Below are 14,197 nucleotides of genomic sequence, written 5' to 3' on the forward strand. Positions count from 1 at the left end.
TAAACACTAAAAAACCGTATCAGAACGCGGCGTATGGCCGCAGGATCGCATCGCATCTGATCCGTATAAACTCGGTTTTTCTGAGACTGTTTTGTTTCCGATGGGGTTTCTACAGTTCATGGCATGCCAGACCGGGTGGCCTGGCAAGACTTTGCAACCGTGGAAGAACTGACCATGAGCACAGCAACAATCGGACAGCCCTATAACTATAAGGTCGTCCGCCAATTCGTCGTGGCAACCGTGGTATGGGGTGTCGTCGGGATGGCGATGGGGGTATGGATCGCTTCGCAACTGGTGTGGCCCGAGATGAACCTCGACCTGCCGTGGACCACCTTCGGCCGCTTGCGCCCGCTGCACACCAGCCTGGTGATTTTCGGCTTTGCCGGCAGCGCGCAATTCGCCGCCAGTTATTACGCGGTGCAGCGCACCTGCCAGGTACGGCTGTACTCCGACAAGCTCGCCGCGTTCACCTTTTGGGGCTGGCAATCAGTGATCGTGGTGATGCTGATCACCCTGCCGCTGGGCTACACCACCACCAAGGAATACGCCGAAATCGAGTTCTCCGGCGCGGTGTGGATGACGGTGGTCTGGGTCGCCTATGCCATCGTGTTCTTCACCACCGTGGTGCAACGCAAGACCCATCACATCTACGTCGGCAACTGGTTTTTCGGCGCATTCATCGTGGTGATCGCCATGCTGCATGTGGTCAATCACCTGTCGATTCCAGTGGACTGGTTCAAGTCGTATCCGGTGTACTCCGGGGCCACCGACGCCATGGTGCAATGGTGGTACGGGCACAACGCGGTGGGGTTCTTCCTCACCACCGGCTTCCTCGGGATGATGTATTACTTCGTGCCGAAACAGGTCGGGCGGCCGGTGTATTCCTATCGCTTGTCGATCGTGCACTTCTGGGCGCTGATCACCCTGTACATCTGGGCCGGCCCCCACCACTTGCACTACACCGCGCTGCCGGACTGGGCGCAGTCGCTGGGCATGGCGATGTCGCTGATTCTGCTGGCGCCGAGCTGGGGCGGGATGATCAACGGCATGATGACGCTCTCGGGCGCCTGGCATAAGTTGCGCACCGACCCGATCCTGCGCTTTCTGGTGCTGTCCCTGGCCTTCTACGGCATGTCGACCTTCGAAGGGCCGATGATGGCGATCAAAACGGTCAATGCCCTCTCCCACTACACCGACTGGACCATCGGCCACGTTCACGCCGGCGCCCTCGGCTGGGTGGCGATGATCACCTTCGGCGCCATTTACCACATGGTTCCGAAAGTCTTCGGCCGCACGCAAATGCACAGCGTGCCGTTGATCAACCTGCACTTCTGGCTGGCGACCATCGGCACCGTGCTGTACATCGCCTCGATGTGGGTCAACGGCATCACCCAGGGTTTGATGTGGCGCGCGATCAACGACGACGGCACGCTGACCTACTCGTTCGTCGAAGCCTTGCAGGCCAGTCATCCGGGGTTTGTGGTGCGTTTTGTCGGCGGGATGTTCTTCCTCAGCGGCATGTTGCTGATGGCCTACAACACCTGGCGCACAGTGCGGGTTTCGAGCGTTGAAATGGCCGAACTTGAAGCGCAGATCGCCTGAGGCAAGGAGCCTGACATGGTTGAGATGGCGTTGAATCTATTGGGTGTTTTGGGGCTTTGGCTGGTGGTTGAATACTGCCTGAAACACCAGACCGCCGAGAGCCTGGACGATGCCAGCCTGATCCCGTTTGCCGATGACCCCGAAGTGGCGCGGCGGGTGGAATTGGCCACGGGCAAAACCGTGAACGCGGTGGTACCGGAAGAGGTGAAGCCAGGTTGGGGCAACCTCGAAATCTGAGGCACACCCAAACCACTGTGGGAGCGGGCTTGCCCGCTCCCACAGGGTTGAGTGTCGCTCACATGGGTATTAACTCCGCTCGCGTGGAATCAGGCTCTGTAGCTGTTGCGCCAGGAAATTCGCATCAAAAGCAAAGACGTCCGGGTCTTTCAGCCCATTGGTCTTACGCCATTGCCAGTCGCTGGACGGTGGCAGGCATACCAGCGAAATGCTGCCATAGCGCGCCGCGGTCAACCCCATCACTGCCAATGAAATCTGCCCGCCGACGCCCATTACGTCCGGCACGAACTCCACCGGTTTGCCGGCGATGACGATGCTCAGTTTTTCGGTCTTGAACGTCGACGTCTCGACCGGCACGCTCGACCCGGACGCGACATACGCCTCGCGGCTCACCTCCAGCAGGTTCGGCGCCAGGACCGGTGCCAGCCACTGCTGAATCTGATCGAACAACTCACCAATGCGCGTCGCCCACACGGCCGATTGCGACTCAAACAGTTGCTTCTTGTGCGCTTCGCTTTCTGCATAGTGGCGAAGCATCTCGCCCAGTTGCTGTACGTCATCCATTGCGGTGTCCCTTTGGTTGAAGCGGTGCTGCGGACTTTGAGCATGGCAGATGCGCGCCACAGGCGTACGACTAAAAGCGTAAACGGTATTGGCGGGGGGTCATGGCCAAGTGTTTGCGAAAGGCACTGCCCATGTGGGACTGATGGGCGAAGCCGACATCCAGCGCAATAGCGGCCAAGGGTAGATCAGTGCGTTCGATCATCCTTCGTGCCGCCTGAATTCGCACTTCAATGAGGTAAGCGTGGGGCGTCAGGCCGATAGCCCGGGTGAAATCGCGCAGAAAACGCAGTTCGTTGTGCCCGTAGGTGGCAGCCAATTGTTCCAGTGTCAGAGGTTGCTGGAACTGCTCGGCGATCTGCTCCATGACTCGGGCGAAGGCCTTCGGCGTGGCACGCGTTGTATCGGTTTTCGCATTCGCTACACCCACCAGAGCCACGGCACATTGCTCAAGGGCCAGCACGTCGGGTTGCGTGGCGAGCAACTGACGCCGTACCTCTCGCGCCAGGGCCAGCGCACGTCGATTGCCGCAGGATTGCACGCGATGGGCCACGGCGGGTAACTGTTCGCAGGCAAACGGCTCGTTCAACCGCATCAGCAGATACTCACCACCGGTGGCCGATTCGGAAAACACTTCCACGCCGACCGGCGTGTACGCCAATACACCTGGCCAGGTATCGAAATCCGTCCGTCGGTCAGAATCGATCGCGTGCACGCCTTGCTGACGCTCCAGCGTCACCCCGAGGGTTTGCGACTGTGCCGGATCACGGGCGCTGTACGCCGCACGGGGCAAGAGTTGCAAGCAGACTTTGCCGCCCGGCAGGTACTGGCTCAGCACACCGGGCATGTGAAATTTCCTGATAGATCGGTACAAGGATCCACTGGACACTCTCTTGCAAGGGTTTGCCATTCACAGGAGCACGACATGCGCACCATCGGCCTTATCGGCGGCATGAGCTGGGAGTCCAGCGCCGAATATTACCGCCTCATCAACCAGCAAGTACGCGATCGCCTGGGGCCATTGCGTTCGGCGAAATTGCTAATGTACAGCGTCGACTTCGGCCCTGTCGAACAGGCCCAGCACGCCGGGCGCTGGGACGATGCGGCGGCGATTCTGGTGGATGCCGCGCGACGGCTGGAGACTGGCGGTGCCGAGTGCGTGGTGCTGTGTACCAACACCATGCACAAGGTGGCCGGGCAGATTCAGACGGCGATCGATATTCCGTTCCTGCACATTGCCGACCCGGCCGGTCAGGCGGCACTGGACGCCGGTGCCCTGCGGGTGGGGTTTCTGGGCACTGCATTCACCATGGAGCAGGACTTTCTCAAGGCGCGTCTGACGGCCAAAGGCCTGACGGTGCTGGTGCCGGAGGCCGAGGAGCGTCAGGCCGTGCACCGGATCATCTACGATGAGTTGTGCGTCGGGCTGATCAGCGAGGCCTCACGCCGGGTCTATCAACGGGTGATCGAATCCCTGACCGAACGCGGCGCCCAGGCAATCATCCTCGGCTGCACCGAAATCGGCCTGCTGATCAAACCCGAACACAGCGCCCTGCCCTTGCTCGACACCACCGGGCTGCACGCACAGGCGGCGGTGGCGTTCGCGTTGGGCGACTGACTCAATCGGCTTTGGCCTGATGCCGGCCAAGTCAAGCCACGCTCCCACAGGATTTTCGTCGCTCAAATTACTGGCATTGAGCCGAGGGCGTGCGACGCAGGCGCGCCATGCTCAGGGTATCGACCAGCCGACCGTCACGCACGGCGTAATCGCGAAACAGGCCTTCGGTTTCGAAGCCGAACTTTTGGTACAGCCCGATGGCCGCTTCGTTGTCGGCGTACACCGAGAGCTCGACCCGTTGCAGGTTCATCCAGTTGTCGGCGATGTCCAGCACCGTCGCCAACAGCTGCGAACCCACGCCTTTGCCCTGCCACGCCGTCGCAACACCCATTCCGAGGCTGCCGGCGTGGCTGCGGCGGATTCGCGAAAACTGTTCAAGACCAATGTTGCCAATAACCGATCCCTGATGCAGTGCCACCAGTTGCACCGCGCGCTCGTTATCCGGCGCCAGGCGTTTGCGCCAGACCTCGGTGGACTGAAACGGCATTTGCAGCACCTGACGGGAGATGGCTGGATCGTTGTAGAGCGCGGTGATGCCCTCGATGTGGGATTCGTTGAAACGTTCGAGGTGAATGGCGGGGTCGTGGTCGGGCATGGCGGTGTTCGTCCTTGATCGGTGTGTGGCCGATTACTCTAAACCGCGATCCCCATGAGTGGCGAGATCAAAATGTGGGAGCGGGCTTGCTCGCGAATGCGGTGTGTCATTCAACATCCATGTCGACTGAATAACCGCTTTCGCGAGCAAGCCCGCTCCCACATGGATCTGTGTCAATTCTGGATCCGCAGTGCTGCGATCTTTTGATCTTGATGGCAGGCTACTCAAACCACTCCCGCCGCTCACTGAAGGTGTTGTGGATCAGCTCGACGATCCCCTGCACTTCGGCCTCATTCCGGGAGTCGGCATTGACCGCCATCCACACCTGGCGCTGCATCGGTTGGTGGAAGAGCCCGGGCAACGCCAACAACCCCCGGTCGAACTGGCTCATGTAGTGCGGTAGCAAACCGATGCAGGCGCTGCAACGGATCATCTCCAGCATCAGCTCATAGGAATGCAACTGCACCACCCCCGCCAGGCGCTGCTCCAGCAGACTGTTCCACGGCCCGAAGGCGGCGACCTGGCGGTGCTGCTGCCATTGCACCAACATGAAATCGGCCAAGTCACCCAGGCTGTCCGGCCGGGCCGCGACCCGCGAATAACGCTTGGCGATGTGCGGCAGATAGTCCAGCCGCGCGAGTCGCCGGGGCTCGCTGACGGCGAAACTGGGGCCTGGCAACGGCGAATCGGTGCCCGCCAGCCACACCACCACATCGGCGCTGATGGCTTGCAGGGACAGTTCGCTGTCCAGGGAGATGATGTCCAGGCGCACGCTGGCATTACGCCGCAGCAGCGAGACCAGGTCGCGCCCGAGGATGTCATGCAAGATTGACTCGGCGATGGCCAAGCGAATCAATGGCTGTTCGATCACCGGCAAATCGCGTTCATGGGCCAGGGCAATCAACTGCGCCTGAAGCTGCAAACCGTCGCGGCTGAGGGCAAAGCCATTGCCCGAATGGCTGAACAGCGAACACTGCAGTTGTGCTTCCAGTTGCGCCAAATGTTTACGCAACTGGGTCGACTTGATGTTGAGGCTGCGGGCCGCTTGCATGAAACAGCCGCAACGGGCGCTGACCCTGAAAGACTGCACCAGCAGCGGATCGATTCCGGCTATCCGTGAGTGCAAGGATGGGTTCTGTTCTACGGGCCAACGGTACTCGGCCACGCCCTGACGCCCGGTGGATTCCATGAATGACATTGATGACTCCCTGTCTGTCGATCTGTCCTTGAGCGTTCATCCTGCTGACCGTTCATGAACCTGATGTGACAGCCGGAAAAAACGGATCAGCCGTCCAAGGCGCGGAACCTGTGGGAGCGGGCTTGCTCGCGAAGAGGGCGTCACATGCAACATCACCGGTGACTGACACACCGCATTCGCGAGCAAGCCGCTCCCACAGGGTCCGCGCTTGAATCAACCGCCGGGCGCTTGTCGAAAACTCACTGCCAGACGATTCCAGCTGTTGATGGTGCTGACGACCATGGTCAGGTCAACCAGTTCGCCTTCGCTGAACTGCGCCCGGGCCAGTGCGTAAACGTCATCGGGCACATGGCTTTCCGCAAGCAGGGTCACCGCTTCGGTCCAGGCCAGGGCCGCCCGCTCCCGAGGGCTGAAGAAGCCGCTGTCGCGCCAGACCACGACCGCATACAGCCGGCGATCGGTTTCGCCGAAACGGCGCGCGTCCACCGAGTGCATGTCGGTGCAGAAGGCGCAGCCATTAAGCTGCGAGGCACGGATTTTGATCAGGTTCAACAAGGCCGGCTCGATGCTCAGGTCGCGGGTCAAGGCCTCCATGGCGATCATGGCTTTCATCGCTTTGGGCGATGCGTTGTAGTAGTCCAGGCGGGAGTTCATGGGGCGACCTCGCGGATAGGATAGGTGACTCCAAGGTAGAGGCTGCCCCACGATCGTCACAGGTCCAATTCGACGAAAAAGCCGTGGACCGCCCGGTAAAAGGCCAATCGGAGGTTTTTCGCCCACGCAACTTCTGCACGGCCGTGCATGCGGGTAATCTGGCGCGACGCACAGTCGCCTGAACGCCCAGGAGCCCCGCCGGTATGGAACTTCATGTTGTCATCAACGGCCGCAAGGACCTGGCAGGCCAGTTGTACCGGCAACTGCGCAGCGCCATCGAGTCCGGCCGTCTGGCAGCCGGGACGCAACTGCCGCCCAGCCGTTTGCTGGCTGAACAACTGGGGATTTCGCGCAAGACCATTTCCGACACGTATGCACAACTGACCTACGAAAACTTCCTCACCGGGGTGATCGGCAAAGGCACTTACGTCAATGCCCGGGCGGCGAAAATCGTCCGCAAGCAGAGTCATTCGGAGCTGGCCAGCTTTGAGGTCATTGAAAGCTGGCGCAACCTGCCAACATTCTTGCGCCACCCGACGCTGGAAGGCTCGCTGCGTTACGATTTCATCGGTGGCGCCACCGGGAAAGGCCAGTTTCCGCAGGACGATTGGCGCCGCTGCACTTCCCATGCCTTGCGCCAGATTGCCGGTTCCAAGGGCTTCTACAGCCTGCCCGAAGGCTTGCCGGCGCTTCGCAATGCGATCGCGCGGCACATCGCGTTTTCCCGTGGGGTCAATTGTCAGGACGAGGACGTGGTGGTGTGCAACGGCGCGCAGCAGGCGCTGGACCTGATTTCCCGGGTGTTGACCCAACCGGGCAGCCTCGTGGCCATGGAAGACCCCGGTTACCCGCCCGCTCGTCTGTTATTCGCAACCCATGGCGCGACGGTGGTCGGCGTACCGGTGGATGCGCAAGGCATTCAGGTCGAGCACATTCCCGATGGCACCCGGCTGATTTACGTCACCCCGTCCCACCAGTTCCCCTTGGGCATGCCCATGAGCCAGGCCCGGCGCGAAGCCCTGCTCGCGCGCGCCCACGAACTGGGGGCGATCCTCATCGAGGACGACTATGACAGCGAATTCCGCTACGAAGGCCGGCCCACCAACTCGCTGCAAAGCCTGGATCAGCGCGGCATCGTTGCCTACGTCGGCACCTTCTCGAAAACCCTGTTGCCAGAGTTGCGGCTCGGGTATGCGATTTTGCCGCCGGCGATTCTCGAAGCGGTGATCCGCGCCAAACAGCTCACCGATATGCACACCTCCACCCTGCCCCAATGGGCGCTGGCCAAGTTCATCGCCGAGGGCTGCCTGCTCAAGCACATCCGGCGCTGCCATACGATCTACGCCGGGCGCCGGGAGCGGATTCTGGCGCGCATGGCGGGCGACCTTTCGCCGTGGTTCGAGGTGGTGCCGACCACGGCCGGGTTCCACATGGCGGTGCTGTGCAAAGTGCCGGTGGATATTCCATTGGTGATCGAATTGGCAAAAAAAGTCGAACTGGGGCTCTATGCCCTGGACGGCTTCTATTACCAACAAGCGCCACGGGCCGGGCTTTTCCTGGGGTTCGGGGCGATCGAAACCCTGGACATCGACATCGCCCTGGACCGTTTGCGGGACATTCTGCAGCAGGTCGGCTGACAGATTGGTCTGCGGCTTTAGCCGGCGATTGGCTATTGGCGGCCTGGGGGTGCAGGCCTATCCTTGATGGGCGTTATCCCTCAATGAGCAGGATTCGTCCGGCCTGATTCAGGAGTGTGAACAATGCCCAACGAAGTGATCAACACCGTAAAGGTGCAGGCTGCCGCCGGCCGCTCGGACGAACTGGGTCAGCAACTGCAAAAGATTGTCGATACCCTGCGCGAACTTCCGGGCTGTGACTCCTACATGGTCGACCGCTGCCCCGAGGACGACACCTGCTGGACGGTCAGCGCTCGCTGGCAATCGGAAGCGGCCATGCAGGCGCATTTCAACTGCCCTGAAGCGCAAGGCTTTATCGGCCTGATCGACAACCGACTGGCCAACGCCGTCGACTTCGACAGTTTTCCAATCGTCTGACAAACACCTGTGGCGAGGGAGCTTGCTCCCGCTCGTCTGCGCAGCAGACGTAAATCCGGCGAACGCAGTCTGCCTGGTCCTGCGCGTCCAGCGGTTTTGGGGGCCGCTGCGCAACCCAGCGGGAGCAAGCTCCCTCGCCACAGTTCATCGCCCTTTAGCCCTGCGGCGCTCTGTGATTGGCCCCTCACCTTCCCGAAAACTGTCTGTTTGATTGCCCGATAGCGCGCCCTACTGTGGTCCCTGACGACTCACCACCTCAGGTAATCAACCATGAATGCGCTTCGTTTTTTTGCTGCCCCTCTCGCCGCCCTGACGCTGTGCGTTTCAGCCTCGGCTTTCGCCCACGAAACCGCAGCCCCGTCAGAAAAAGTCACCATCCTGCAGGACCAGATGCTGAAAAACGCCCCCGGCAAAAAAACCGTGATGATCGAAGTCGATTACCACAAAGCCTTCAGACAAAAAAAAGCCCCATCTCTTTCGAGACGGGGCTTTTTCATTCAACGCCTGATCAGGCAACCGGCTCCAGCTCGGCGCTGGCAGTCGCGTTGGCATTGGCATTGGCAATGGCAGGCACCACCGCCTGACCGCTCAACGCCAGGTCCAGCAACTCACGGTTGGCCACCGCATACATGGCGTAGTCAGTGCCGCTGGCGGCACGGATTTCCACCAGCATGGCGCGCCAGCGTTCGATCATGCCTTCGTGCTCTTCCATCCACAGCGCCAGGCGTGTTTCCACGTCCTGGGTGCCGTCGCCCTGTTGCAGGACAGAGATGGTGATCGCACGTTGTTGCCAGTCGACGTCATCGCGGAACGCTTCACGGGCCAGGGCCTGCCAGTTGTTTTCAACCGGTAGGGCGCTGATCTGTTGCAGGTACCAGGTGATGTCCAGCGCGCTGCCCACGGCGAAGTAGGCCTTGGCCACGTCCGCTGCGTTCTGGCCGGTCACATCCGAAGCTTCGATGATCGGCAGCAACGTGTACAGGTGAGTGGTGCCTGCAACCATGCGCGCCAGCAACTCAGGTACGCCAGCCGCGACGTAAGCCTGATAACGGGTCTGCCAGCCTTCGCGGGTAGGGCCTTCCAGCAGTTCGTCGAGCTTGAGGCCCAACGCCGCCAGGTGCGGACCGAAGTGTGCGACGTCACGGGCAGCGTTCTGCTCATTGCGACGGCTGCGCAGGAACCAGCGTGTAGCACGGCGGCCCAGACGCATCAGCTCGTCCATCAGCTCCAGTTGCACGTCAGCGGAGACCTGGTAGTCCAGGGCCTCGATCTGACGGAACCAGTGTGGGAGATGGAAAATGTCACGCACGATCACATAAGCACCTGCCACGTTCGCCGGGCTCATGCCGGTCGACTCTTTGAGTCGTTGAACGAAGGTGATGCCCATGTGGTTGACCAGATCGTTGGCGATCTGAGTGCTGACGATTTCACGCTTCAGACGGTGACGGCGCATGGCGTCGGAGAACTTGCTCACCAGGGTCGGCGGGAAAGCGGTTTCCATGTCGCGGGTCAGGTAGTCGTCGTCCGGCACCAGGGAGTTGAGCAGCGCTTCCTTGAGGTCGATCTTGCTGTAGGAGATCAGCACCGACAGCTCGGCACGGGTCAGGCCATGGCCCGCCGCGACGCGTTCAGCCAGTTGATCTTCGGCCGGCAGGAACTCGATGGCGCGATCCAGCTTGCCGCGACCTTCCAGATCGTTCATCAGACGCTTGTATTCGGCAATTCGCGGCAAGGCGCGACGGGCTGCCAGGGACAATGCCTGAGTCTGCTTGTAGTTGTTGCCCAAAACCAGACCACCGACTTCGTCGGTCATGCTCGCCAGCAACTGGTTACGTTGCTTGTCGGTCATGTCGCCGGCCTGAACCACTTCGTTCAGCAGGATCTTGATGTTCACTTCGTGGTCGGAGCAGTCCACGCCACCGGCGTTGTCGATGAAGTCGGTGTTGGAACCGCCACCATTGAGGCCGAATTCGACACGACCCAATTGGGTCATACCGAGGTTACCGCCCTCGCCCACGACTTTGCAGCGCAGTTCGTTGCCGTTCACGCGCAGTGCATCGTTGGCCTTGTCACCGACATCGGCGTGGCTTTCGCTGCTGGCTTTGACGTAAGTACCGATACCGCCGTTCCACAACAGGTCTACCGGCGCCTTGAGCAAGGCGTTCAGCAGTTCGGTCGGGGTCAGCTTGTCAGCCTGAATGTCGAAGCGCTCTTTCATCTGCGGGGAAATCGCGATGCTTTTTGCGCTGCGCGAGAAGATCCCGCCGCCTTCGGACATGATGCTGGTGTCATAGTCCGACCAGGCCGAACGCGGCAGGTCGAACAGGCGCTGACGCTCGGCGAAGCTGTTGGCAGGCTCCGGATTCGGGTCGATGAAGATGTGCAGGTGGTTGAACGCGGCCACCAGTTGCAACGTCTCGGACATCAACAGGCCGTTACCGAATACGTCACCGGCCATGTCGCCGACGCCGACTACAGTGATGCTGTCTTTCTGAACATTGATGCCGCGCTCGCGGAAGTGGCGTTGTACGCCGACCCACGCGCCCTTGGCGGTGATACCCATCTTCTTGTGGTCGTAACCGGCCGAGCCGCCGGACGCAAAGGCGTCGCCGAGCCAGAAGCCGTAGTCGATGGCGATGCCGTTGGCGATGTCGGAGAAGGTCGCAGTGCCCTTGTCCGCCGCCACCACCAGGTACGGGTCATCGTCGTCATGACGCACGACGTTGGCCGGCGGTACCAGCGCGCCGTCTTTCAGGTTGTCGGTGATGTCCAGCAGGCCCGAGATGAAGATGCGGTAGCAGGCGATGCCCTCGGCCGCGATCTCGTCACGGCTGCCGCCCAGTGGCAGGCGACGCGGCAGGAAGCCACCCTTCGCACCCACTGGCACGATGACCGAGTTCTTCACTTGCTGGGCTTTTACCAGGCCCAGGACTTCGGTGCGGAAGTCTTCTTCACGGTCGGACCAGCGCAGACCGCCGCGAGCCACGTTGCCGAAACGCAGATGCACGCCTTCGACGCGAGGCGAATAAACGAAGATTTCGAACTTCGGAACCGGCTTCGGCAGCTCTGGAATCTGGTGCGGGTTGAACTTGAAGCTGAAGTAGGACTTGTTCTGACCGTTGGCGTCGGTCTGGTAGAAGTTGGTCCGCAGGGTCGCTTTGATCAGGTCCAGGTAACGACGCAGGATGCGGTCTTCGTTCAGCACCTGGACATCGTCCAGTGCCGCCAGAATCGCGTGTTCCAGACGTTGCTGCTTGTCTTCCAGATCGTCACTGGCCAGCTTGCGCGCCAGGTAGAAGCGGGTCTTGAACAACCGGGTCAACTCGCGAGCGATGTCAGTGTGGTTGTTCAGGGTGCTGGCGATATAGCCCAGGTCGAAGCCCAGACGGATCTGCTTCATGTAACGGGCGTAAGCACGCAGCAGCGCCACATCGCGCCATGGCAGGCCGGCGGTCAGTACCAGACGGTTGAAGGCATCGTTCTCGGCATCGCCACGCACGATGTGGACGAAGGCGTCCTGCAAGGTGTCGTTGAGTTGCTGGATGTCGAGTTCCAGGCCTTCGGCGGCGGTGAACGCGAAGTCGTGAATCCAGAACTCACGGCCGCTGTTGTGGCGCAGGCGATACGGGAACTCACCCAGCACGCGCAGACCAAGGTTTTCCAGGATCGGCAACACGTCGGACAACGCCAGCGGGGTATCGGCGTGATAAAGCTTGCAGTGCAGCTCGCGCTGACCGGAGACCTGACCCAGTGGCTGATAGAAGCTCATCACCAGCGGATTGGATTCTTTCAGGCTCAGCAGGTGCTGCATGTCGACCACCGCCGAGTGGGCGGCGAAACGCTCGCGGTAACCGGCCGGGAAGCCTTTCGGGAAGTCGGCCAGCACGTTGGTGCCCTGGGCTTCGCCGAAGCTCTCGACCACCAGGCTCGCGTAGTCGTCCTGCCAGCTGCGGCAGGCCTGCACCACTTCTTTTTCCAGCAGAACCGGGTCGATGTCCAGACGGTTCTTCGGGTCGACCCGCAGAATCAATTGCACACGGGCCAGCACGGACTCGGAGAAGAAGGTCCAGAATTCGCAGTCCGAGGCTTTCAGGCGATCCATCAGCACTTGCTGGATCTTCTGGCGCACTTCGGTGGAGTAGATGTCTCGCGGCACGTAGGCCAGGCAGTAGCAGAAACGGCCGTACGGGTCTTTGCGCAGGAACACGCGGATCTTGTTGCGTTCCTGGATCTGCACGATCGACATCACGGTGGTGAACAGCTCGTCCACCGGGGTCTGGAACAAGTCGTCGCGCGGCAACACTTCAAGCACCTGGGCCAATTCCTTGCCCAAGTGAGCCTTGGCCTGGAAGCCCGAACGCTGTTCGATGATCTCGACCTTGCGACGGATGTAAGGAATGACCCGCACGCTTTCGCCATACACCGACGAGGTGTACAGGCCCATGAAACGGCATTCCTTGATGACCTTGCCATTGGCATCGATCTGGCGGATCGACACGTAATCCGGGTACGCCGGACGGTGTACACGGCTTGGGTGTGCAGCCTTGGCGAACGACAGCGGCGTCGGTTCGCGCAGGTAGTTGACGGCGTAGTCTTCGATGCGCAGGTCATCGACGGTCAGGCCGGCACGCAGCAGCTTGGTCAGGCCGAGGAACGAGTTCTGGTCATATTCGATGTGACCGCCGCTCTGGTCCTCGCCCACCACGAACTCTTCGTAGCCCAGGAAGGTGAAGTGGTTGCCCACCAGCCATTCCAGGAAGCTCTTGATTTCGAATTTCTCGTCGGCGTCGACGATGAACTGGCTGTTGTCGATGCCTTCGATCATCTCCTGGACCTTGGCTTTCATCGGTTCGAAATCGGCGACCGCGACGCGGACTTCACCGAGAACCTGCTCTAGCTCTTTGGTCAGGACATTGAGTTCGGCCGTGTTGGCGCAACGGTCGATTTCCAGGTACATCAGCGATTCTTGCAGAATGCCTTCGCCCTGGGTGCCCTTGGGCAGGATTTCCAGCAGCTCGCCCTTGCTGCCGCGACGCACGCTCAACACAGTGGTTTGCAGGGTATGAATGCTGTAGCCGCGACGGTTCAGTTCGGTACGCACCGAGTCCACCAGGAACGGCAGATCGTGATGCAGCACTTCAACCGCGGTGTGGGTCGACTGCCAGCCGTGGCGTTCGTAATCAGGGTTGTAGACGCGCACTTGCGGATGCGCGTGATCGAAGCGCTCAAGCAGGCGCCACGCAGAAAGGGTGCAGCCGGCGAGGTCGGACAACCGACGCTGGGTCAGCTCGTCGAGGGAAATGATGCCGAAGAATTGTTCGGCGAACAGCGCCACTTGTGGCAGTGCCTGTTCACTGATGTGCTGCGCCAGTGCCGCTTGCAGTTGGTGCTGGAAGTCGGCCTTGCTGGCTGCGGTGAAGAACGCCATCTGTGGTACTCCGCTTGGGCTTGTTATTGATGGAAGCGTCGCGTGCAAACCCCTTTCGGGGCAATCCGTCACCCTGTTCCTGAATCTCGGGCAGAGGAAACAGAATGACAGGTGGGTGAAGCTGGACGAGACACTCAGGTCACATTCACCTTCCATTGAATGGGCATCTGCAAAAACAACTGCCGGGCTACCCTCTCGAAGCTACCATCGCAGCCATCGACAATGCCCTTACGGGTGCTCATCCGTTGCG

General features: G+C 60.8%; 11 protein-coding genes and 1 pseudogene. 6 read left to right on the forward strand and 6 right to left on the reverse strand.

Annotation, left to right across the window (positions count from 1 at the left end):
• Nucleotides 1-174 precede the first annotated feature (174 nt).
• Nucleotides 175-1,602, forward strand: a complete 1,428-nt coding sequence (gene ccoN / locus QMK51_RS15500; protein ID WP_320390787.1) for a cytochrome-c oxidase, cbb3-type subunit I — start codon at nucleotides 175-177, stop codon at nucleotides 1,600-1,602.
• 15 nt (nucleotides 1,603-1,617) lie between these two features.
• Nucleotides 1,618-1,839 (forward strand): cbb3-type cytochrome c oxidase subunit 3, encoded by a 222-nt coding sequence (locus QMK51_RS15505; protein ID WP_320390788.1) that lies wholly within the window; start codon nucleotides 1,618-1,620, stop codon nucleotides 1,837-1,839.
• A 69-nt stretch (nucleotides 1,840-1,908) separates the two neighbouring features.
• On the opposite strand, the gene QMK51_RS15510 is transcribed toward QMK51_RS15505, so the two are convergent.
• Together QMK51_RS15510 and QMK51_RS15515 are read right to left on the reverse strand one after the other, a co-directional pair.
• Complete coding sequence (locus tag QMK51_RS15510) at nucleotides 1,909-2,403, reverse strand: hypothetical protein (protein ID WP_320390789.1); 495 nt, start codon at nucleotides 2,401-2,403, stop codon at nucleotides 1,909-1,911.
• 70 nt (nucleotides 2,404-2,473) lie between these two features.
• The gene (locus QMK51_RS15515) at nucleotides 2,474-3,247 is read right to left on the reverse strand and encodes an AraC family transcriptional regulator (RefSeq protein WP_320390790.1); all 774 of its coding nucleotides are present in this window, start codon (nucleotides 3,245-3,247) and stop codon (nucleotides 2,474-2,476) included.
• A 78-nt stretch (nucleotides 3,248-3,325) separates the two neighbouring features.
• Between QMK51_RS15515 and QMK51_RS15520 the strand changes: the two genes are divergently transcribed.
• Complete coding sequence (locus QMK51_RS15520) at nucleotides 3,326-4,018, forward strand: aspartate/glutamate racemase family protein (RefSeq protein ID WP_320390791.1); 693 nt, start codon at nucleotides 3,326-3,328, stop codon at nucleotides 4,016-4,018.
• Between the two features lie 67 nt (nucleotides 4,019-4,085).
• Here QMK51_RS15520 and QMK51_RS15525 read toward each other — a convergent pair whose 3' ends face one another.
• The 3 genes from QMK51_RS15525 to QMK51_RS15535 all read right to left on the reverse strand — a co-directional run bounded on the left by QMK51_RS15525 (nucleotide 4,086) and on the right by QMK51_RS15535 (nucleotide 6,465).
• Nucleotides 4,086-4,613: a GNAT family N-acetyltransferase gene (locus tag QMK51_RS15525; protein ID WP_320390792.1), complete on the reverse strand. Its 528-nt coding sequence runs from the start codon at nucleotides 4,611-4,613 to the stop codon at nucleotides 4,086-4,088.
• 220 nt (nucleotides 4,614-4,833) lie between these two features.
• Nucleotides 4,834-5,811 carry a LysR family transcriptional regulator gene (locus tag QMK51_RS15530; RefSeq protein WP_320390793.1) on the reverse strand — a complete coding sequence of 326 codons (978 nt, stop codon included), beginning with the start codon at nucleotides 5,809-5,811 and terminating at the stop codon, nucleotides 4,834-4,836.
• 213 nt (nucleotides 5,812-6,024) lie between these two features.
• Nucleotides 6,025-6,465, reverse strand: coding sequence for a carboxymuconolactone decarboxylase family protein (locus QMK51_RS15535; RefSeq protein WP_320390794.1), 441 nt, complete (start codon nucleotides 6,463-6,465; stop codon nucleotides 6,025-6,027).
• A gap of 203 nt (nucleotides 6,466-6,668) precedes the next feature.
• Here QMK51_RS15535 and QMK51_RS15540 point away from each other — a divergent pair, with 203 nt between their 5' ends.
• The 3 genes and pseudogenes from QMK51_RS15540 to QMK51_RS15550 all read left to right on the forward strand — a co-directional run.
• A complete protein-coding gene (locus QMK51_RS15540; protein WP_320390795.1) occupies nucleotides 6,669-8,102 on the forward strand; it encodes a PLP-dependent aminotransferase family protein in 1,434 nt (477 codons plus the stop codon).
• 123 nt (nucleotides 8,103-8,225) lie between these two features.
• Nucleotides 8,226-8,519: an antibiotic biosynthesis monooxygenase family protein gene (locus QMK51_RS15545; RefSeq protein ID WP_258696037.1), complete on the forward strand. Its 294-nt coding sequence runs from the start codon at nucleotides 8,226-8,228 to the stop codon at nucleotides 8,517-8,519.
• 270 nt (nucleotides 8,520-8,789) lie between these two features.
• Nucleotides 8,790-8,960 (forward strand): annotated as a pseudogene (locus QMK51_RS15550) (cupin domain-containing protein); the annotation flags it as partial.
• Between the two features lie 67 nt (nucleotides 8,961-9,027).
• Here QMK51_RS15550 and QMK51_RS15555 read toward each other — a convergent pair.
• Nucleotides 9,028-13,947 (reverse strand): NAD-glutamate dehydrogenase, encoded by a 4,920-nt coding sequence (locus QMK51_RS15555; RefSeq protein WP_320390796.1) that lies wholly within the window; start codon nucleotides 13,945-13,947, stop codon nucleotides 9,028-9,030.
• Nucleotides 13,948-14,197: the final 250 nt, after the last annotated feature.

This window comes from Pseudomonas sp. P9_31 (assembly GCF_034008235.1).
GTDB lineage: Bacteria > Pseudomonadota > Gammaproteobacteria > Pseudomonadales > Pseudomonadaceae > Aquipseudomonas.

Bases quoted from the DNA above. Each gene is read 5' to 3' on its own strand.
- QMK51_RS15540 (WP_320390795.1), top strand. From the start codon at position 6,669: ATGGAACTTCATGTTGTCATCAACGGCCGCAAGGACCTGGCAGGCCAG.
- QMK51_RS15535 (WP_320390794.1), bottom strand. From the start codon at position 6,465: ATGAACTCCCGCCTGGACTACTACAACGCATCGCCCAAAGCGATGAAA.
- QMK51_RS15525 (WP_320390792.1), bottom strand. From the start codon at position 4,613: ATGCCCGACCACGACCCCGCCATTCACCTCGAACGTTTCAACGAATCC.
- ccoN (WP_320390787.1), top strand. From the start codon at position 175: ATGAGCACAGCAACAATCGGACAGCCCTATAACTATAAGGTCGTCCGC.
- QMK51_RS15505 (WP_320390788.1), top strand. From the start codon at position 1,618: ATGGTTGAGATGGCGTTGAATCTATTGGGTGTTTTGGGGCTTTGGCTG.
- QMK51_RS15555 (WP_320390796.1), bottom strand. From the start codon at position 13,947: ATGGCGTTCTTCACCGCAGCCAGCAAGGCCGACTTCCAGCACCAACTG.
- QMK51_RS15545 (WP_258696037.1), top strand. From the start codon at position 8,226: ATGCCCAACGAAGTGATCAACACCGTAAAGGTGCAGGCTGCCGCCGGC.
- QMK51_RS15515 (WP_320390790.1), bottom strand. From the start codon at position 3,247: ATGCCCGGTGTGCTGAGCCAGTACCTGCCGGGCGGCAAAGTCTGCTTG.
- QMK51_RS15520 (WP_320390791.1), top strand. From the start codon at position 3,326: ATGCGCACCATCGGCCTTATCGGCGGCATGAGCTGGGAGTCCAGCGCC.
- QMK51_RS15510 (WP_320390789.1), bottom strand. From the start codon at position 2,403: ATGGATGACGTACAGCAACTGGGCGAGATGCTTCGCCACTATGCAGAA.
- QMK51_RS15530 (WP_320390793.1), bottom strand. From the start codon at position 5,811: ATGTCATTCATGGAATCCACCGGGCGTCAGGGCGTGGCCGAGTACCGT.